The organism is Bartonella sp. DB5-6, assembly GCF_000278115.1.
GTDB lineage: Bacteria > Pseudomonadota > Alphaproteobacteria > Rhizobiales > Rhizobiaceae > Bartonella > Bartonella refiksaydamii.
Genome location: NZ_JH725117.1, coordinates 78,788 through 96,801, shown reverse-complemented (window position 1 = coordinate 96,801; position 18,014 = coordinate 78,788). Strand labels below are relative to the sequence as shown.

Here is an 18,014-nt window from a genome sequence, read left to right as displayed (position 1 = left end):
AGTTCTTCTGCTTGCTTTTCCGTGATTGTCATGCCTTTGTGAACAAAAGGTTTTCCAGCACTGTTTGTATGTCCATAACCGATTGTCCACACACCAATGGCGTCTTTGTAGGCGTTTAAACGCAAACCTTCCCATTGTTTTATGAGTGCTAGTCCTTCTGATGATATTTTTCTCATTTATTCCTCCATAAAAAAATCCCCGCACAAGGCGGGGCAGATTAACAGACTAAAAATTAACGTCTTTCTTGCTCTTTAAAAACAAAAGAGCAGTGAAACTTTGATTATTAGGTTGGTAGGTGATGGGTGTTTTTGAAACTGGTTATTGGTATGGTTGCTTGTGGTGGTAGAAAGGTTTTCTAAAAGAATTCTACGAGAGGTGTTTTTAAAGCCTATGCTTTTGCAAAATATTTAAGTTCTGCGTAGCTAGGGAGATATGTTGTGTATTGTCTTTAAAATAGTCTTAGAGCTTTTAATGCTGCTTTAAAATGTGCTGTCTTTGAAAGAAAAGTAGCGGTTTTCTTCAATATGGCTTATATTATTTGCATTCTGTAAATTGAAAAAGCAAACAAACTTAATCTATGAGTCTGATGCTTGACTTTCTCCTCATTCTACAGGATGAAGATTCTTACTACTGTTGCTCTGTTGTTGCTCTGTAAAAAGTCTGGTTTCTTTCAATTGGTTCTTTGATCACTCATGTGGTTCACTTTATGGCTCTACGGGCAAGTTTTGCTCCGAATATTTAGCATACGCTCTAAAAACACTTAATACGCAAAATTACATGCTTTATACATGCAAAGCATGATAGGCTTCCCCTCCGTATATTGGCAAAAACGTTAAAAATTACATCATAAGAGATTTATATTCAGTGATCCTTTTTCTGTGTAATGAAACAGAGAGAGTTTTCTCCTCTGTTGTCACTAAGTTCTTATCAAACCTCTCACGAAGTGTTTCACCTTTTTTATTAACTTTTGCATTTTCAGCCTCTGGATTTGATTCACCATATTCCTTAAGACGTCTTCTACCTTGCGTGTGTTTATAAAAAGTAGCTGGAAGATACGGATCTAACTTATTAGAAGGTAAGGTAAGATTTGTTTTATTTAACACACCGTCGATATTATCCTTGTGCATTCTTGTCAATTTTTCAGATTCGATATGAAGCTTTTTGGCAAGCGCTAAACTGATTATCCCACATTCAGAGGAACTCCGCTGAATATCCATCTCTCCTTTAGATAAATAACATTCAGGCAATTTGTCTTGAATGATTACTTGCATTCTTACTGCTAGCAATAAAGGTATCTCAGCATTGATTGTTGCTGGTTCAAAAAATATCAAGGACGTTTTGTCATCAATGGTTCTTTGGTCAAGTACCGCAAAATGGATTCCCCTATCCGTTGTGTTCACTATATATCTGGAGGATTGAACGCCATTATGCATTGCTTCTTTTATTGAAAAAACAAGGTCTTCAGATGTTGTAATAAGTTTAAGATTTAATCCCTGATATTTACGATTTGCTTGGTCTATCAGAGCTGGCATCATTTTAAGATCTGTACTTGCATAATAATAACTGTTTCTGAGCCAGTTTCCATCAGCAATATCACGTTCTAAGCCTGCAATAATATCTTGTAATTCTTCATGACTGAATGGAATCTTTTTTTCTTTTTCGAGGTTGAGCTGTTCTAAATTTGAGGGAAGATTTTCTAATGTTTCATTTGCGCTCTCACTTTCTTGCGTTTGTGATGAATTGTGGGCTGTGTTTTTTGAATCTTGTGGTTTCATAATATTCACCTTCGTGTTAAAAGTCAGAGCTAGGATATTATTTTCCACTTTTGGCTAAACAATGTTTGGTATTAGTTTCTTCTTCAAAAAAGAAGAGGGAGGAGAGCGCAGCATCTCTCATAAGAGCGACTTTCAAGTTCAAAACGATAATTTGTTGGCAAAGGATTAAAAATTTAAAGGTGTTTTATATCTTCAAATTTGAAGATGTTGTTTGAAGATGTTGGGAGTGCCATTTAGACGTTTAAATGAATTTTTGTATGTATGGTTTTAGCTTTTTTGATTACAAAAGCCACCTTTTGCCTTACTAGGCAGACTTGTTTGTATTCTTCGAATCGAAGAAAAAGCAAATGAATTTGCCCATATGCATAAAGCCGAATGCAACATTTAACGCCTCATGCATATTGGACAAAAACGTTAAAAAATTACATCATGATAGATTTATATTCAGTGACCCTTTTTCTGTGTTGAGAAACAGAGACAGTTTTCTCCTGTGTTGTTACTAAACTCTTATCAAACCTCTCAGGAAGCGTTTCACCTTTTTTGTTCACTTTTGCATTTCCAGCTTCCGGATTTGATTGCATATATTCCTTAAGACGTCTTTTACTTTGCGTGTGTTTATAAAAAGACGGTGGAAGATATGTATCCAACTTATCAGAAGATAAAGCAGAATCTTTTTTACATAATACGCCGTTAATATTATCTTTGTGCATTCTTGTCAGTTTTTCAGATTCGATATGAAGCTTTTTGGCAAGCGCTAAACTAAACATTCCACATTCAGAGGAGCTTCGTTGAATATCCATTTCTACTATGGAAAAATGACAATGAGGCAATTGATGTTTCCCAATGGCCATTTGGGTCCTTAATGCCAGCATTGCTGGATTCATATTATTAAGTGTTGTGGATTCAAAAAATATCAAAGATGTTTTGTCATCAATAGTTCTCTGATCAATCACCGCAAAATGAATTCCTCTTTCCTTTGTGTTCACTATGTATCTGGAAGCTTCAACTCCATTCTCCACAGCTTCTTTCACTGAGAGGGCAAAGTCTTGAGGTGTCATCGCATATTTAAGTCTCATTTCTGGATATTTACGATTTGCCTGTTCTACTAAGGCAGGCATCATTTTTAAATCTGTTTTTGCATAATCGGCTTTTATCCAATTCCCATCAGCAATGTCCTGTTCTAATTTTGTAATAATATCTTTTAATTCTTCACGGTTGAATGTTGTATCTTCTTTTTGGACGGCGCTTGTCTCTAAACGTGCAAGAAGACTTTCTAATGATTCATTGGCGCTCTCACTTTCTTGTGTTTGTGATGAAACGTGAGTGGGTGGGGTTGAATCTTGCGGTTTCATAATATTTATCTCCGTATTTATAATCGGTGTTAAATATTATTTTCATATTTTGACTAAACAATGTTTTCCATTGATTTCCATAAGGGATGATGATGAGGTTCTCTTTTGTGTCGTAGAAATTTTCGTAAGAAGGTTTTTCAGTTTAGATTTATAGGCTTTCTCAAGTCAAAAATCTGAGTGTTTTCTACATCTTCAAAATTTGTAAAATTTTATGAGAAGTTTGTGTGCATAGGCAATTTCATCTTGATGTTTTAAAATAGAAATCCTTGTGTACTCTTGTGATTTACCACGCTTTATATATTACAGTGGTGATAAGAAATTCTTTTATATTAATTTCCTGCTTTGAAAGACAAAGATTCCTCATTTTTACCAATCTAGCTTGTTTTTTTCGAGAAGATACGACTTGCTGGCTATTTATATGGTTATGACATAACCTCATTGGGCAAGTTCTGTATTCAATATTGCGTTATTAGGGGAGTAGCTTAGATGGATAGAGCGATTTTGGTTGATTTCATTGGTGCTGATTAAATTCCTCGAACACGTAACTATGTTTTGCTAATGCGTCAGGTTGGTATTCCAACGATTGCTGTTTATCACTTGGGGATACAAAAGAAAGTCGAAATTAGATAGAAATGTGATTGTATTTTAAAATACGCAAATGTATTTCACGTCACTATCTTGAAGGACAACGCGATATGATACACTTAATAAATATAATGAAATTTAGGCATAAAAAACCCTTTCCCGCATCCATCATTAAATATGATTTTTCATATATTGTCAACAAAAAATGTAACTTTATGCTTTTTATTTTAGCCAATCTGCTGGTTGGGCAAAGCTTAACTAAGTCCAATTAAGAAGTTTTTTCCGTGGGGGAAAACAGTTCTTTTCCTTTCTTTGGGGTAGGGGAATGCTGCTTGGTAAAGATTAAATGAGGTTTGCTATTTTGATGATGAGGTTTTGGATGTGTGGGTTGTCTGAGGGAAGAGTTGGTGGTGATGAGGTTTGGGTGTTATGGTTGGTCCGTAGGGCCGTTATTGATGGGAATATTGGTGGTGGGGAGATTTTTTTAGGGCTTTCAAAGCACGCACGCTTGTAATTTTTCAATAAATTTTGGTGTTGTTGTTCACTAAATTCATAGTGTAACGCAGCAATGTTAGAGAGGGGGCATACTGGGGTCAATATTTACATAATTTACATATGTATGATTTATATTGGGTGCGCATTCTTTATTTAACCTTCAAAATGTTTATGAAGTGCATTAAGAATAATCCGTAACGAGCAGACAAGGTAGGGGAGTGGTTGATCTTCTACAACAAGATATTGTAATGCAGCATGAAAGTTATATTGGCGATACAGATGTTGTGCTTCTTTAATTGCTTCTTTCATGTCTTCATAGCGATTGGTTGCTTTTTGAATCCACTGTTTATGCGCTTTTTCATCTGAGGTATGTGTAAAGTCATCATAATATCCGCTTGGAAAACCTTTGGCACATAAATAGTCGTTTCTAATTTGTAGGTATTGTTGTGCAGTATCATATTGCTCTTTACTGATGCCTGATGCATCCTGCTTATATCCTTGTAAACAAAGTCGTCCAATATAGGTACCGACAAGCGGATTTTTGGCTTCTTCTATGCTAAGACCAAGGTGTTTCGCACGCATTTCAATTGTAGGCTGAGAAAAAGATAGGGGAGAGCTTTTGGCACGTGAAATACGGCCATTTGGTTCTCTTAGCCTTTTTATTATTTTAGGTCTATCGCGTTTTTTACGTATTTTCATGAACCTACCATTTGAATTTACAAAAAATTCCCTGTAAGAGAGGGGAAACTGCCTGTTTAAGAGAGGCGGTATAAAAGCTATTGGAGCAAATACTATAATGGGGGCAATCGGTGGTGGTTGTTGATAAAAAAGCAGGGGATGTGAAATTGACTTTTTATCTCAAGGAAGAGCAACGCTCTTTGGATGGTAAAATCATCTCTGTTGTAAATTTTTCACTACCATTGTTATCTTGCCATTATCGCTGCTTATTTTTCACTAGAAATTTTTGCCTTTTATAGAAATATTTGATGTGTGTTGAGAGCTTAAAGGGCAATTTTTTCAAATGTGGACAAAACACAATAAAATACCATTATGAGTCATGCCGCCATAACGCATGACATTGTGTTTTCTGATGTAGTGTTTTGTTGCTTCTTCTGTTTGAGGAGATTTTGCAGAATTTTTCAACCTTTGTCTCAAAAGCCATTATTCCGCCGTTGGTTGTAGCACCGAGATGCCTGTTGTGCATCACATTCTTAAGCATATCTCAATATCCTTTTTAGAGGAAGATTTATCATGTTTTTAACAGAATAAAGCTATAAAAACAAATTTTACCCTTCGTCATTATACCATAACACTGTTGGTTATTTCAAATAAAATGTTGATAATACAATGTGAATGTTCAAATAAATGGTAAAATTATCCGGTAGTGCTCATTTTTCTTAATATTTGATTTTTTAGAAATATCTTTTATAGAGTATAAGTATAATTTTTTTCTCTTCATCTTTGCTGTTTTGTAACAACGCATTTTATCATGAAACTGTTATGAAATTATGGGATGTCATATTGAAAGATGCTGTTTTTATGTGCTCATATTTGTTTGTCAATGTAAATGTATGTGTGACTTGTTTGTGATACGCGTTATACTTTTTGTGCATTCTTTGAAATAGGGATTGAAAATTTTCATGAAGGTTGTTAACGATTCTCTTTGTGTATAAAGCTGTCAGATATTTATGAGTGTGTGTATTGATACATTGAGGCATGGGGAGCCATTATATTGGTGTTCTGTTGTCATTTGATTTATGCAGTTCATGTACTATCAGTATCCGCATTTTTTCTTATTAATGTATAGGGGAGATTCGTTAGGCAGTTTTCATTAAATGCCTCATGAGAGGTGGTTTGTAAAAAAAATGAGAAAGCGGGGTAATGTCAGCATGATAAATGATCAGCTACAACCACAAGACAAATTACAGTCACAACGCAAGTTTGCGCAAGAGCATCCAGAGATTGGATCATATTCAGCCTTTAGTAAGAAACCACAGCTCTTTTCTTTGAAAAAATGTATGGAACTTTCAGTAAGAGATTATAGAATAATTTTCTGTATAGCCATGGTTATGTTGATTTTAGCGTCTCTTAAGATATTTTCCCTGCCGGTCTTTTTTCTAGGGTTGTTTACTGGAAGAATTTATGCCGGAGGAGGGGACTTTTTTGACTTTATCGTTTTTTTGCCGACTCTGATCTGGGCATTGTGTATCACATTTTTACCCGTCGTTTTGGTGCTCCATTTCTTTCTCAATCGTAATTTGAAAAGAATGCTTCAGAAATTGGAAACATCATCTACACAACAAAATGGAGGGCAAAAATGATTCTTTTTACAGTATTGTTAGGTATTCTTTTTTCTTTCGGTCTTATTATCATCACTATTTTAAACAGTATGCTCATTATTGGAATTTATTATTTTTTTATCAAACGTGTCAGAGCGTATCTCAGTTTGGAGAAAGAACTGAACGAGAAGGGTTAAAAAGGTAATACAGAAATAAGCTTCTTATAAAAGGTGTAATAAAAAGATAAAGGGGTAGAGTTCAAAGCTTAACAAAATATTCTTGGCCCCTGTCTTTTAGAGTTTCATGCTTTCAATGAGAGCATTATCTAGGTAAGCGCATTATGTGGGTCCTTTTCATTTCTGGTTTATCATTGGAGTTTTAAGAATATCTATAAGGATATATTTATTCTGAAGGATATTTATTCTGGGAGGCTTAAAGAGTGACCATTTTAGCACTCATTCTGAGAGGGTTCAAATTGACAAAGTGAGAGACTAGCATTGTTATTATTATTGTGCTACGAGTGAAATTTATATTGGTATATGTTTTTGTAACTGCTTCTTTCTGCTATGCGTAGTGTTGTTCTGCTCGTTGGAAAAGCGATTAAGCAATTGGAGGAAGAAAACCGACAACAAAGCCTCTGTATACTGGGGCATCTGTGTATACTGGGGCATCTGTGTACGAAACGCGATAGGGGGACAGAGTGGTGAGTCTTTTTTATCTCATTATTTTGTTTTTTCTGTTCTGGACATTCGTGGGTTCTTTATTGAATAAGCCCATTTTTGCTCTCTCACCTTTTTTATCAAGTATGCGGGAGTGTGCTTTATGTATTTTAAAAATTGAGGCGCGTAATGTAAAGTGTGTGATGGAATGGGCGCCATTGTGAAAAGAATTTTAGGTAGATGCCTCACGGTGGTGAGTGCTGTAGAATATTTAGGAAGTGAGGGGTTCTCATCGTGACTATAGACAAAACACAACACGAATCTTTTCAAAAACAAGGTCAAAAGGCTTTCGTATCGCAGGGAGTGCTTGATGAAGAATCTAAGCTCCTTTTCTTCAAAAAATGGATGGTTCTCTCAACTAGAGACACTGTTGTCATCTTCTGTTTAGCTGTCATCCTCTTGGTGCTCGTTGTCGCTATAGGCTACTTAAATCCCTTGAGTTTTTTTCACGTAATATCTCAAGAACAGCTTCAAGCAATGGCTCAGGAAAATTTTCAAAAATCGTTTATAGAAAATTTTAAAAATTTTTTTGAGGGGCAGGGTTCGTTGAGTGGAGCGCGTCTGGAAGAATTGTGGCGTGAAGCTGGATGGAATGGCGTTTTTGCCTTTATATGCCTCTTGCCGAATACGATCTTTGGATATCTTGTAGGACTCTTTCCTGGCGTTTTTATCTTACACGTAATGTTGAATCGTGCCTTAAAAGAAATGATTCAAGAGTTGAAACAATCGGTGCTAGAAAAATCATTATCGGAAAAATCGTTTGAGCAATCAGACAAACCGGTTACTTTATAGAAGGCGATAGGGAGAAAAAGATGACTTTTTTGGTAGTGTTGATTGCAATATTGTCCTTTGCGATAGTGATTTTCACATATAACATGATTGCTGTTTTTACTCTTGCGGTAATTTGTGCAATTTATTACTCTTTTTTTAAGCGTATTAGGCGTTTAAGAGCTTTTTCTCGGATCTTGAAGAAAGTTAAAAAGAGCGAGGGGCAGTTTTTGAGCAGTCATGAAAAAGAGATAGAGGGGAAGAATTCAGTATTTGATATGGAAGCTACGCCCCTTTCCTTTAGAGAATCTCTGGTTCTTTCAGGAAAAGATTGTAAAAGATTATTCATTTTCTCTCTTATTCTCTTTGTCGTCATATTTGTGCCCTTCCTACTTTCAGGTTCAGTGGTGGTAAGAGAGGCGCTCAATGGGATGCACAATGGAATGGAGGCGGGGCAAGCGATGAAACAGTTGATAGAGACTACCCCTGTGTGGTTTTTCGTTTGCGTCGTTACTGGTGTGTGTGTGGCTTTAGTCGTAGCATGTTTTGCCTTCTCTTTACCTGTCATTTTAATACTCTACGGTATACTCAATCAGAGAGTGAAAAAAATGATGAACAGATTAGAAAAGTTTGCCGCAGCAGAGACTAAACCGATAAATCTCAAAATGTGAGAGGGGAAAGAAGTGCTTTATTTTATAGGATATTGGGGTCTTTTCGGACTCATCATCATGGCCATTTTATTCTTTATGGTTATTGTTGGGCTTCATTATTTTTTCATCAAGCGTGTGAAATTGTATTTTAGCATGCTTAAGGAACTGAAAAAGAGGGAGACATCACCATTGTGCTCTCATGAGGGAAAAATGAAGGGGAAAAATTTAGCATTTGAAACAGAAGAGCCTTACTTTTCATGTACAAAATCTATGGCCTTTGAGCCAAAGGAGTGTAAAATACTCTTTTTCATTGCTGTCATTATTGCGGTTTTACTGGCTGTTGGCAATATAGTGTTCACGGTGGATGGGAAGGGAAATACGAATGCTTTAGTGGTGTTGCTGTCGAACATATCAGCGTGTGCTTTTTTCTTCATACCGATCATTGGGCTATTGTGCATGAAATTGACGAGCAAATTGAAAAAAATAATTCAGCTACTGGAAGAAGCAACACAACAACGTGATAAAGTCATCCATATGCAGAGCGCGATAGGAGAGAGAAATGACAAATAGTTTGGTGGCATTAATGGCTCTCCGTTTTTTGACTGAGACAGTAACGGGCACTTTATTTACGATGGTTGCTTTAGTATTTCTTTATCTGTTGATCAAGTATGCGAGACTCTATTGCAAAGTGAAAAAGCAATTGAAACGCGTGCTTAAAGAACGTGATACAGTGCTTGAGCAGATATCAAAAAAAGAAAAGCAAAATGAAGCAGAATTTAGTGTTTGATAAAGAACAACTTTTTCTTTCTGTGCAAGATTATAAAAAGGTATTCTATATCTCTACAGTCATGATACTTTTTCCTACGGTCATTTTTTTAGGATTTCTAATGGTGATAGGGGGAGATATTTTTTCCATTATAATGTTGCTGCCGCTTGCATGGGTTCTTGTGTGTACCCTTTTATTCTTACCGATTATTTTGGTGCTTCGTATTATTGTGACGCGTAAGTTGAAAAAAATGATTCAACAATTAGAAGAAGAGAGCCAGCAGCAAGAGAAACGGACGGGGATTATCAACCACACTGTGATTGAGGGTAAGTGAAGCGTTTTAGAGCATTTCTTGGCTTTCGCTCTTTGTTTTCGTTATTTTCATAAGCCATTATCCTTGTTTTTTTCGGCAAGGTGGAGTTATTGCCTCTAAGCATGGGAGAGGTATTTTACAACGTGACAAAATCATTGAGAAGCGTGATGAATGGGTACGACACAGTGTCGGAGCGTTCATGGGGGACAACTAATGGTTTGATCTTGTGAGGAAAAAGTGCGGGAAAGCCCAGTGGAGATTATGATGGTGACAAAGTTTTTATGATGAAGTTTTAACTATAGCGCAACAGCACTTTTAAAAGAGCTTTGGGCGGTTGGTTGAAATTGAGGGAAGAGGTGGTCATTTGGTTTCCACCTTTTTATTGGTTTCCACCTTTTTAACGGATTGCGAAGTGCAATTTCTTTGATAATGAGGGAATGAATAAAGATTTTCCGCAATTTGATTTTTGGATTTTTAATTGTGACTGGTCTTCTTGCTGTTGCTTGCTAGGTTTTTGCTGCTTGCCAAACTATCGACCCCTTTAATTCTAGAACTTTGCTAGCGATATAATTGGATTTTGTGGCTAAGGGACTTAAAATTTTTTAAGAAAAATGCGTGCAGGGAACTTAACGCAGGCGCGTGATAAAGCCTTAAAATGGGCAATGAAAGCTGTTGATCTTCGTATAAGTGCTGCGTTTCCAATATGGTCGTTCGCTTTTGGGAAAGGATGAAACCAAGAAGGGCATGATGCGCTGTGATCTTGGGGCTCTTGCGTTGCTTGGTGATGTTGAGACCTTGCTCTCTTATTGAAAAAGCTTTGCACAAGGAAATCGTCTTGGCTTTGAGGGAAGCATCTTTGAGGCAACATTGAATAAATTCATCTTGAACGTGTCTGTGGTGTTGGACAAAGAAGTGGTAAGGGTGGAGTAACTCAGTTATGCTTTGCTTGAATGGGTTGTAGAGAGCTTGTCCGTGAAAGTAGTTAGCTACCAGAATTTTAGAGCTAGAGACTTGCAGTTGTGCAAGTAAATAGGGCTTTAACAGCTTACTTGTAATCTATTTATATCTGTGTACTAATATACATTATGGATAGATTTGTTGGGATAGGTGAGGACGCTCAAGCTTTGGGGTGTTTCGATTAGCACTTTGCGTCGTTGGGAAGGTGAAGGCAAAATTGTTTCTGAGCATACGGCAGGAGGACACCGCCGTTATGACCTATCCAAGCTTAGACCTGAGCTTTTTCATTCGAGAGAACTTTCTCAAAGAAAGACCATTGCTTATGCGCGTGTATCAAGCCATGATCAAAAAGACGATTTAGAGCGACAAAAACAGGTTCTTGAGCTTTATTGCGCAAGCCAAGGTTGGACTTGTGAACTCATCTCTGATTTAGGGTCAGGGATGAATTATCGTAAAAAGGGTCTTAAACGTTTATTGGATGCTCTCATTGAAAATGAAATAGGTCGTTTGGTGATTACGCATAAAGATCGTTTATTGCGCTTTGGCGCAGAATTGGTCTTCGCCATTTGTGAAGCCAAACAAGTTGAGGTTGTCATTCTTAATCAGGGAGAAGAAAGCAGTTTTGAAGAGGATTTAGCCAAAGATGTTTTAGAAATTATTACTGTCTTTAGTGCTCGTCTTTATGGAAGTCGTTCGAGAAAAAATCAAAGGTTATTAGAGAATGTTCGTCAAGCTGTAGAGGCATCGCAATGATTGTTGCTCACAAAATAGCTCTAGACTTAAATAATAAACAACGAAGCTACATGGCTCGAGCCAGTGGTTGCGCGCGCTTTGCTTATAATTGGGCACTGAAGGAATGGCAGCAGCAATATGAAGCGTGGAAGAAAGATAATAATTTACCAAAGCCTAATGACTATGCGCTACGTAGACAATTCAATTCTCTAAAACGAGAACAATTTCCATGGATGATGGAAGTTACTAAAAATGCTCCACAAATGGCAATTATTCAATTGGGTGTGGCTTTTAAGAATTTTTTTTCAGGGAGAAGCCGATATCCCACTTTTAGAAAGAAAGGAGTGCACGATCGTTTTACTTTGACCAATGATCAAATACAGTTGCAAGGTTCCAAGATAAGAATTCCCAAACTTGGTTGGGTTCGTCTGTGAGAACAATTGCGATTTCAAGGAAAGATCTTGTTAGCAACCATCAGCCGTAAAGCGGATCGGTGGTTTGTAAGTTTTAGCGTTGAAACAGATAATCAAGAGTCACTAAGCGAGAACCAAGCTATTGTTGGTCTTGATTTGGGCATCAATGCACTTGCAACGCTTTCGACAGGAGAAACCATAGGAAGCGTTAAACCTTATAAGGCTTTGCTAAATCGTTTACGGCGCTTATCACGGCGTTTAAGTCGTAAGCAAAAAGTCTCGAGCAATCGCCATAAGGAGAAACAAAAACTCGCTAAGCTTCATGCTCGGATAAGCAATATAAGAACGGATAATTTGCATAAGGTTACAACAGATTTAATTCAGCGTTTTGGTACATTTTGTCTGGAAGATCTTCATGTAAAAGGCTTGCTGAAAAATCAGCATTTATCGCGTGCCCTTGCAGATCAAAGTTTTTTCGAGTTTCGCCGTCAATTGGAATATAAGGCGGCACGCTATGGTCGACAGATTGTTATTGCAGATCGTTGGTATGCGAGCAGTAAGATCTGCCATCATTGCGGATGTAAGATTGAACAATTGCCTCTTAACATACGTGAGTGGAGATGTTCTCATTGTGGTACACACCATGATCGAGATATTAATGCCGCGATTAATTTAAAAAACTTGGCGGTGAGTTCCACCGTGTCAGCCTGTGGAGAGGAAGGCTCTGGCCAATGTCTTGTGACTTTGGTGAAACCAGCCTCAAAGAAGCAGGAAATCAACAGTATATTTTATCAGAAATGATCATATTTACATAAGTTTGGTAGAACGGATTACCATGGAAACTCGTTGAGAAGATGAAATAAGAATTAAGGAAAAAAGATTTCAGGATGTATGATAAGAAAGGGATGTTTGAAGCCAAAAACTGGGAAGATCTTGTTGAGATTTTTTTACCATAAAAGATGATGCGTTAAGTTTTATGAATATAAAAATTGATTAAGAGAAATCAGTTGTTGAGAAGAACAAAAAGCTCCTTTATACAAGATTAAGAAAAGCTTAAAATTTGAAAAAAATGAAAGAAATGAGGGGAAATGAAGGGGAAAAATTCAACACTTGATAAAGAACCGCGCTTTTTTTCGTTCGAAGAAGCGTTTCTTTCAGCGAAAAATTATAGAATCATCTTTTACATCTCTGTCATCATTGTGCTGTTTAGAATAGCTTTCTTTATTCCAGTCTTTTTAGGATGGCAGCTGGCAAAGTGGCAAAATACTGCTCTTGGGACGGTCTATGTATTAGAGGAAATTATAGCGCTGTGTGTTTTGGTCTTCATACCAGTTATGTTGGTGCTTCGCATTCTATTGGGGTATTTGTTGGAAAAAAATATTCAGAAACTGGAAGAAGCAATCTACAAACGAAATGACACAAACCGTCTACGAGATGAGTCGTCTAAAGAGTAATTGGGGAAGACATGGATAGTGATCTTATAGTATTGATTATTGTGGGGGGGTTGTTTGTGGCGGTTTTTATTATTTTCATTAACATGTTCATTTTCGCGTTGTATTACTCCGTATTCAAGCGGGCGAGAATGTACTTTCTGTTAAGAAAAGAACTGAAACGCGTTCTTAAATATAACGCAATGTTGGAAGAGTCATAACAGGAAGAATTAGTAGCTCAGCAGATCTCTTGAACAAGAAGTGAAGGAAGAGTTTTGTGAAGATTATGATGATGGTAAAAATTTTACCATGAAAGGTGCAACAGCGCTTTTAAAGAGCCTGGGATGGTTAGTTGAAATTGGGGAAAGAAGAGATCATTTTGCGACCTATCATTTACCGGATAGAGAAGTGCAGATTCTTTAATAATGATGAAAAAGTGAAAGATTTTCCGCAGTTTAATTGTGGACTTTTAATTGTGACTGGTCTTCTTGCCGCTGCTTGTCAGACTATTGACTTTCGCAATTCTAGGTCTTTGTTCGCGATACAATTGGCCTTTGAGGCGAAAGAATTGGAATTTTTTGAAGAAAGGGGTGCGTGTGAGGCGCTTAAAGCAGGCGCTTGATGAAGCCTTAAAATGGGTGGTGAAAGCCGTTGATCTTTGTAAAGTGCTTTGTTTCAAATATGCTACTCTACTTTGGGGAAAGGATAAGACTAAAGAGGGTATTATGCTCTGTAGAAACTCGTTGAGGAGACAAAACAAGCATTAAAGCAAAAAGGATTCAAGATGTCTGATGAAGCCGGAGTGTTTGAAGCCAAAAATTGAAGAGATTTTGTTGCGATATTTTTATTATCAAGGAGGGGGAATTAAGAATTATGGGTATAAAAATTGATGCGTTAAGAGAAATCAATTGTCGTGGAAAATGAAAAATCTAGAGAGCAGGAATAGGTTAAAAATTAAGGCAAAGAAGAGTAAAAAAGGGGAAAAAATGAAGGTAAAAAATTCAATACTTGATAAAAAATCGCGTTCTTTTTTGTTCGAAATATTCGTGGTGTTTTCGTTGAAAAATTATAAAATGACGTTGGGTAATTGTCTCATCACGTTTTGCACTTTTTTTATTATGATGGTTTTAGAAGTTCCTGCCTTTGCAAAACCTCCATTAGAGACGTTGCATGGGGAAAGTTGGGGTGGTGTGGGTTATCTTATTTTTCTTCTTCCAGTTTTAATCTGGGTTTGTCTTTTGATACCTTTACCTATCCTTTGGGGCGTTCAAAGTATTCGAGAACGTAAATTGAAAAAAACAGTTCAGCAAGTGAAAGAAATGGCTGATCTGCAAGATGAATCAGACAAGGGATAAACGCCATGGCAGGAGCTATTATCCTTATAATACCATTCGTTTTTTTTATGTTTATCAGTATCGTGGCCTTTGCCATTTTTGTTAATATGATTATTGTGGTGCCTTATTATTCATTGATCAAGCGTTTGAGGTTGTATTACAGAGTAAAAGAACAAAGACGCGTGATGAAAGAACATCCGCAGCGTTTTTGTTGTCTTGAAAGCGATGAAAAGAAAAGTAAGTATCAGAATTTAGCACCAGATACATCAACACCACATAGAGGGGCAATACCGCGTAGAGGGGCGGACCCCTTCTCACTCAAAAAGTTGATAGCGTTTTCTAGAAAAGATTATATCATCATATCCGTCATTTCTCTCAGCATTATGGCTTTCAAAGCTTATGTTTATATCGCTTTCTTTCAACAGCCGAGTCTTATTGTAGACTTAAACAAGGAAAGATTTGGGGTGCTTACTTATTTCATTTTGCTGATCACTTTTATTTCGGCATGTGTTTTGATAACTCTCCCTGTTGTTTTGGTACTTCGCGCAATATTAATCTCTCAGTTGAAAAAAAAGCTCCAGCAATTGAAAGAAATAACGCAGCAACAAGATCAATGCATAGAACGCGAAAGGGTGCAAAATGGATAAGATGATTGTAGCTCAGTTTGTAATGATGAAATTTATTTTTCTCCTTGCTCTGGTGGGGGTAATCTTTGATTGTTTCTTAAGTGCGGCAGTGGTTGCTTTGTATTATTCTTTTGTCAAGTGTTGGATACAGTATTCTAAAGTAACGCGACAATTAAGAAAAGCGATGAAAAAGCATAAGCACTTGAAGTGCCATTAAAATTAGCATGTTGTTAAAAATTGCGTCCTTGGAAAAAGGGCTGGGGGAAATGAAGCAAAAAAAAACAGCATTTTATGACATACTGCGCTCTTTTTTCGTGAAAGAGTTTTTTTCTGTGAGGGAGTGTATTGTAATTTTGTCCCTCTCACTTCTCATTGCGCTGTGGAACAAGATTCTCTCTCTCCTATCCTCGGCACAATGGGGGTTGACAGTGGGGCGGGAATTGACAGTGGGGCAGTATAACACTCTTTTTTCTATCCTCGTGCTTTGGGAAGTTATTACAGTGTGTGTTCTTGCCTTGATACCAGTTATGTTAATACTCTGCATAATATTGTGGCGTTTGTTGAAAAAAAATATCAAAAAATTGCAAGAAGTAAAACAGCAACGGGGTAAAATAACTTGTCACCAAGAAGATCGCTATAAAAAGGGCGATAGAGGGAAAATGTACGATATTCTTGTAACAATATTTGCCATAGTGTTTGTGTCGGTGACAATGTGGGTTGCTTTTTTTCCCGTGCTTATTTTAGAACTTTATTATGGCGTCTTTAAGCAGGTGAGAATGTATTGCCGGTTAAGAAAAGAACTAAAAAGCGTGTTGCAAGAACACGACATAGCGTTTTAGAAGTCATGAGAGGGGAAAGAGACAATGATCAAGCAGATTGGGAGTGAAGGTGGTGGAGATAAAGCAGAGAGAGATGCAATAGATGGGGATTAGGCAGATGTTTGAGAAGAAAGAGCTAGAAGAGTCCTATGAAGTTTATGATGATGACAAAATTCTGACCATGGAAAGTGCAACGGCGCTTTTGAAAATCTGGAGTGGTCGGTTGAAATTGAAGGAAAAGGTGGTCATTTGGGCACCATTTTCTTGCCAGATGAGAAGTGCAATTTTTCTATAATGACGAAGTTAGTAAAGATTGCTCAAAATTTGATTGTGGGCTTTTAATTATGTTTGGTATTTTTGCCGCTGCTTGCCAGACTATTAATCCTTATAATTCTAAAGTTTGCCAGCGGTGCATTTGAAGTTTGTGGCTAAAGGACTGGAAATTTTCGAAGAGAGAGTGACAGAGGCTCGTTTAAAGCAGGCACTTGATGAAGCTTTAGAATGGGCGAAGGGGATTTTGGTCTTCATGAAATGCTTCGTTTTCAATATAGTGCTCCACTTTTAGAAAAGGAAACTGTGGATTGGTCGACAGATGAAACCATTGGGGCACCTTATACTTTGCTACATTTTGCGACTCTTGCTTTGCTTGGCGATATGGAGACTTTACGCTCTTATCAAAGGAGCTTTGCAGCAGCTGATCGGTTTGGCTTTGCGAGCACTGAAACTACAACTCTTGTTTTTTGAGAAAAATGATTCTTCTGTTATGCTGTAAAATATGACTTTTCATAATGGTGCGTGAAGGCATATTTATTGTGTCTTAAGAAATAAATTTTCTCTGCGTCTAATTTTCCCCTTCTTTCGTATCAATTAAATGCAGAAGAGTAAAATTGCACCAATCGTTCAGGATGGGGCTCGTCTTGTGAGTGTGTACTTATGAAGTAAAACACATTAGTGGCCAAGGGGGAATCTTCAAGATAAATCAATTTGGTAACGGATTGGTGGGGAGTGAAAAAATTTTCACCCTTTAGAGCGATGTGAGGGGGCAAGCGAGAAAAAGACGTTATAGAGGGCAGAAAAAGAGCATTGCTGATAAAAAAGCGAAGTACAAACAAGCTCCCGTTTTTGCTGAGGTCTTTTCAATATTTAACTCTGTAATACATCACAATGTGTGTGGGAAGAGTTTAAGAACCGTTAGTTGTCCACTCTCTTTTTCTTAGTAAAAAGCGTACTTTTGAAAAACACGAAACCAGAATGTAAAGACTCAAATACTGAAAGCATTAAATTTTTACCTTTTTTATATAAATTTGCTATTTTGCTACTTCCTTACTATTACTACTTTGTTTTTCTAGTATATCAAATGTATCTACTGTACTGCTTATTGGTTCAAGAAGCTGTAAATCAGTTTCTTCAACAGTATAAGGAGCAACGATATGTGATGGTTGTTTATTTACTATACGATCAGATTCTTGAAGAGCAAGAGATAAAGCACTTGTAATTGCCCCTGCTATGAAAAAATACCTTACATTCATAGTTTTTCTCCTATATTTATTTTCATAAATAAATATCAATATGGATCATATATAAATTCATTTTAAACAACTATAGTAAAAATGCAACAGTCATAAAAAAGAATAAAATTTGTCTATAATTTGACAAAATTTACCCTTATTTGCCTTAATCAATTCTTTCAGAATTTGTTTTATGAATACGTAAAAGGTGAGGTTGAAGGATCTATCTATGTCGTCATATGGATAATTGGTGACAAAAATAGTTGCTGGCAAACTTCTTTTTTAAGCCATGAACGGACTCAAAAAAGCAAAGCATCTTTGAGAATTAGGAATATCCTGTGAGAGGTGGGGTGCATCCTGTGAGGGTCGGGATGCACTCCGAGAGGTGGAGTGCATCCTGTGAGGGTCGGGATGCACTCCGAGAGGTGGGGTGCATCCTGTGAGGGTTGGGATGCACTCCGAGAGGTGGGGTGCATCCCGTGAGGGTCGGGATG

The 18,014-nt window shown here is 37.1% G+C and carries 23 protein-coding genes and 1 pseudogene; 19 read left to right on the top strand and 5 right to left on the bottom strand.

The annotated features are described in order from the left end of the window. From MCO_RS11550 to MCO_RS04265, 3 genes are all read right to left on the bottom strand, one after another. A partial coding sequence (locus MCO_RS11550; RefSeq protein WP_007552826.1) for a lysozyme occupies positions 1–176 on the bottom strand: 176 nt, incomplete at its 3' end. Between the two features lie 663 nt (positions 177–839). Then, positions 840–1,775, bottom strand: a complete 936-nt coding sequence (locus MCO_RS04270; RefSeq protein ID WP_007552825.1) for a YopJ/AvrA family T3SS effector serine/threonine acetyltransferase — start codon at positions 1,773–1,775, stop codon at positions 840–842. Between the two features lie 422 nt (positions 1,776–2,197). Beyond that, entirely contained in the window at positions 2,198–3,127 is a 930-nt protein-coding gene (locus MCO_RS04265; RefSeq protein ID WP_007552824.1) for a YopJ/AvrA family T3SS effector serine/threonine acetyltransferase, read from the bottom strand. A 964-nt stretch (positions 3,128–4,091) separates the two neighbouring features. Between MCO_RS04265 and MCO_RS11495 the strand changes: the two genes are divergently transcribed. Further along, positions 4,092–4,226 (top strand): hypothetical protein, encoded by a 135-nt coding sequence (locus tag MCO_RS11495; RefSeq protein WP_007552823.1) that lies wholly within the window; start codon positions 4,092–4,094, stop codon positions 4,224–4,226. A 134-nt stretch (positions 4,227–4,360) separates the two neighbouring features. Here MCO_RS11495 and MCO_RS04260 read toward each other — a convergent pair whose 3' ends face one another. After that, on the bottom strand, positions 4,361–4,906 hold the full coding sequence (locus MCO_RS04260) for a hypothetical protein (RefSeq protein WP_007552822.1): 546 nt from the start codon (positions 4,904–4,906) through the stop codon (positions 4,361–4,363). Positions 4,907–6,096: 1,190 nt separating this feature from the next. On the opposite strand from MCO_RS04260, the gene MCO_RS10095 reads away from it, so the two are divergent. The 18 genes and pseudogenes from MCO_RS10095 (at position 6,097) to MCO_RS09800 (ending at position 16,756) form a co-directional block, all read left to right on the top strand. After that, the gene (locus MCO_RS10095; protein WP_040298873.1) at positions 6,097–6,528 is read left to right on the top strand and encodes a hypothetical protein; all 432 of its coding nucleotides are present in this window, start codon (positions 6,097–6,099) and stop codon (positions 6,526–6,528) included. Further along, positions 6,525–6,683, top strand: coding sequence for a hypothetical protein (locus MCO_RS10825; protein ID WP_007552820.1), 159 nt, complete (start codon positions 6,525–6,527; stop codon positions 6,681–6,683). The genes MCO_RS10095 and MCO_RS10825 overlap by 4 nt, the downstream gene beginning before the upstream one ends. A gap of 756 nt (positions 6,684–7,439) precedes the next feature. Further along, positions 7,440–7,997, top strand: coding sequence for a hypothetical protein (locus tag MCO_RS04245; RefSeq protein WP_007552818.1), 558 nt, complete (start codon positions 7,440–7,442; stop codon positions 7,995–7,997). A gap of 20 nt (positions 7,998–8,017) precedes the next feature. Further along, positions 8,018–8,644 (top strand): hypothetical protein, encoded by a 627-nt coding sequence (locus tag MCO_RS04240; protein ID WP_007552816.1) that lies wholly within the window; start codon positions 8,018–8,020, stop codon positions 8,642–8,644. Between the two features lie 189 nt (positions 8,645–8,833). Next, on the top strand, positions 8,834–9,193 hold the full coding sequence (locus MCO_RS04235) for a hypothetical protein (RefSeq protein WP_245256842.1): 360 nt from the start codon (positions 8,834–8,836) through the stop codon (positions 9,191–9,193). Continuing rightward, on the top strand, positions 9,183–9,410 hold the full coding sequence (locus tag MCO_RS04230; protein WP_007552813.1) for a hypothetical protein: 228 nt from the start codon (positions 9,183–9,185) through the stop codon (positions 9,408–9,410). Before MCO_RS04235 ends, MCO_RS04230 begins: the two co-directional genes overlap by 11 nt. Next, positions 9,403–9,723 (top strand): hypothetical protein, encoded by a 321-nt coding sequence (locus tag MCO_RS04225; protein WP_155799344.1) that lies wholly within the window; start codon positions 9,403–9,405, stop codon positions 9,721–9,723. The genes MCO_RS04230 and MCO_RS04225 overlap by 8 nt, the downstream gene beginning before the upstream one ends. A 1,064-nt stretch (positions 9,724–10,787) precedes the next feature. Next, positions 10,788–11,412 (top strand): annotated as a pseudogene (locus tag MCO_RS04220) (IS607 family transposase). Beyond that, positions 11,409–11,825 carry a helix-turn-helix domain-containing protein gene (locus MCO_RS11140; protein ID WP_007552810.1) on the top strand — a complete coding sequence of 139 codons (417 nt, stop codon included), beginning with the start codon at positions 11,409–11,411 and terminating at the stop codon, positions 11,823–11,825. Before MCO_RS04220 ends, MCO_RS11140 begins: the two are co-directional and overlap by 4 nt. Positions 11,826–11,852: 27 nt before the next feature. After that, positions 11,853–12,605 carry an RNA-guided endonuclease TnpB family protein gene (locus MCO_RS11135; RefSeq protein ID WP_007552809.1) on the top strand — a complete coding sequence of 251 codons (753 nt, stop codon included), beginning with the start codon at positions 11,853–11,855 and terminating at the stop codon, positions 12,603–12,605. Positions 12,606–12,892: 287 nt separating this feature from the next. Beyond that, positions 12,893–13,258 carry a hypothetical protein gene (locus tag MCO_RS04210; RefSeq protein ID WP_007552808.1) on the top strand — a complete coding sequence of 122 codons (366 nt, stop codon included), beginning with the start codon at positions 12,893–12,895 and terminating at the stop codon, positions 13,256–13,258. Positions 13,259–13,495: 237 nt separating this feature from the next. Beyond that, entirely contained in the window at positions 13,496–13,657 is a 162-nt protein-coding gene (locus tag MCO_RS10820; protein ID WP_196794025.1) for a hypothetical protein, read from the top strand. A 13-nt stretch (positions 13,658–13,670) separates the two neighbouring features. Further along, entirely contained in the window at positions 13,671–13,856 is a 186-nt protein-coding gene (locus MCO_RS10815; protein WP_196794024.1) for a hypothetical protein, read from the top strand. A 364-nt stretch (positions 13,857–14,220) separates the two neighbouring features. Beyond that, positions 14,221–14,589 (top strand): hypothetical protein, encoded by a 369-nt coding sequence (locus tag MCO_RS04195; RefSeq protein ID WP_007552806.1) that lies wholly within the window; start codon positions 14,221–14,223, stop codon positions 14,587–14,589. 5 nt (positions 14,590–14,594) lie between these two features. Beyond that, positions 14,595–15,215, top strand: a complete 621-nt coding sequence (locus tag MCO_RS04190; protein WP_007552804.1) for a hypothetical protein — start codon at positions 14,595–14,597, stop codon at positions 15,213–15,215. A gap of 245 nt (positions 15,216–15,460) precedes the next feature. After that, entirely contained in the window at positions 15,461–16,033 is a 573-nt protein-coding gene (locus tag MCO_RS10810; RefSeq protein WP_007552800.1) for a hypothetical protein, read from the top strand. 97 nt (positions 16,034–16,130) lie between these two features. Then, positions 16,131–16,307 carry a hypothetical protein gene (locus tag MCO_RS10540; RefSeq protein WP_155799341.1) on the top strand — a complete coding sequence of 59 codons (177 nt, stop codon included), beginning with the start codon at positions 16,131–16,133 and terminating at the stop codon, positions 16,305–16,307. A gap of 206 nt (positions 16,308–16,513) precedes the next feature. Then, positions 16,514–16,756, top strand: a complete 243-nt coding sequence (locus tag MCO_RS09800; RefSeq protein ID WP_007552798.1) for a hypothetical protein — start codon at positions 16,514–16,516, stop codon at positions 16,754–16,756. A 563-nt stretch (positions 16,757–17,319) separates the two neighbouring features. Here the strand turns inward: MCO_RS09800 and MCO_RS04165 are convergent. After that, a complete protein-coding gene (locus MCO_RS04165; RefSeq protein ID WP_007552797.1) occupies positions 17,320–17,541 on the bottom strand; it encodes a hypothetical protein in 222 nt (73 codons plus the stop codon). Positions 17,542–18,014: the final 473 nt, after the last annotated feature.

Excerpts from the sequence above, each read along its gene's own strand:
- MCO_RS04270 (WP_007552825.1), bottom strand. The coding sequence starts at position 1,775 with ATGAAACCACAAGATTCAAAAAACACAGCCCACAATTCATCACAAACG.
- MCO_RS04265 (WP_007552824.1), bottom strand. The coding sequence starts at position 3,127 with ATGAAACCGCAAGATTCAACCCCACCCACTCACGTTTCATCACAAACA.
- MCO_RS11495 (WP_007552823.1), top strand. The coding sequence starts at position 4,092 with ATGTGTGGGTTGTCTGAGGGAAGAGTTGGTGGTGATGAGGTTTGGGTG.
- MCO_RS04260 (WP_007552822.1), bottom strand. The coding sequence starts at position 4,906 with ATGAAAATACGTAAAAAACGCGATAGACCTAAAATAATAAAAAGGCTA.
- MCO_RS10095 (WP_040298873.1), top strand. The coding sequence starts at position 6,097 with ATGATAAATGATCAGCTACAACCACAAGACAAATTACAGTCACAACGC.
- MCO_RS10825 (WP_007552820.1), top strand. The coding sequence starts at position 6,525 with ATGATTCTTTTTACAGTATTGTTAGGTATTCTTTTTTCTTTCGGTCTT.
- MCO_RS04240 (WP_007552816.1), top strand. The coding sequence starts at position 8,018 with ATGACTTTTTTGGTAGTGTTGATTGCAATATTGTCCTTTGCGATAGTG.
- MCO_RS04235 (WP_245256842.1), top strand. The coding sequence starts at position 8,834 with ATGAAGGGGAAAAATTTAGCATTTGAAACAGAAGAGCCTTACTTTTCA.
- MCO_RS04230 (WP_007552813.1), top strand. The coding sequence starts at position 9,183 with ATGACAAATAGTTTGGTGGCATTAATGGCTCTCCGTTTTTTGACTGAG.
- MCO_RS11140 (WP_007552810.1), top strand. The coding sequence starts at position 11,409 with ATGATTGTTGCTCACAAAATAGCTCTAGACTTAAATAATAAACAACGA.
- MCO_RS04210 (WP_007552808.1), top strand. The coding sequence starts at position 12,893 with ATGAAGGGGAAAAATTCAACACTTGATAAAGAACCGCGCTTTTTTTCG.
- MCO_RS04195 (WP_007552806.1), top strand. The coding sequence starts at position 14,221 with ATGAAGGTAAAAAATTCAATACTTGATAAAAAATCGCGTTCTTTTTTG.
- MCO_RS04190 (WP_007552804.1), top strand. The coding sequence starts at position 14,595 with ATGGCAGGAGCTATTATCCTTATAATACCATTCGTTTTTTTTATGTTT.
- MCO_RS10810 (WP_007552800.1), top strand. The coding sequence starts at position 15,461 with ATGAAGCAAAAAAAAACAGCATTTTATGACATACTGCGCTCTTTTTTC.
- MCO_RS10540 (WP_155799341.1), top strand. The coding sequence starts at position 16,131 with ATGTTTGAGAAGAAAGAGCTAGAAGAGTCCTATGAAGTTTATGATGAT.
- MCO_RS09800 (WP_007552798.1), top strand. The coding sequence starts at position 16,514 with ATGGGCGAAGGGGATTTTGGTCTTCATGAAATGCTTCGTTTTCAATAT.
- MCO_RS04165 (WP_007552797.1), bottom strand. The coding sequence starts at position 17,541 with ATGAATGTAAGGTATTTTTTCATAGCAGGGGCAATTACAAGTGCTTTA.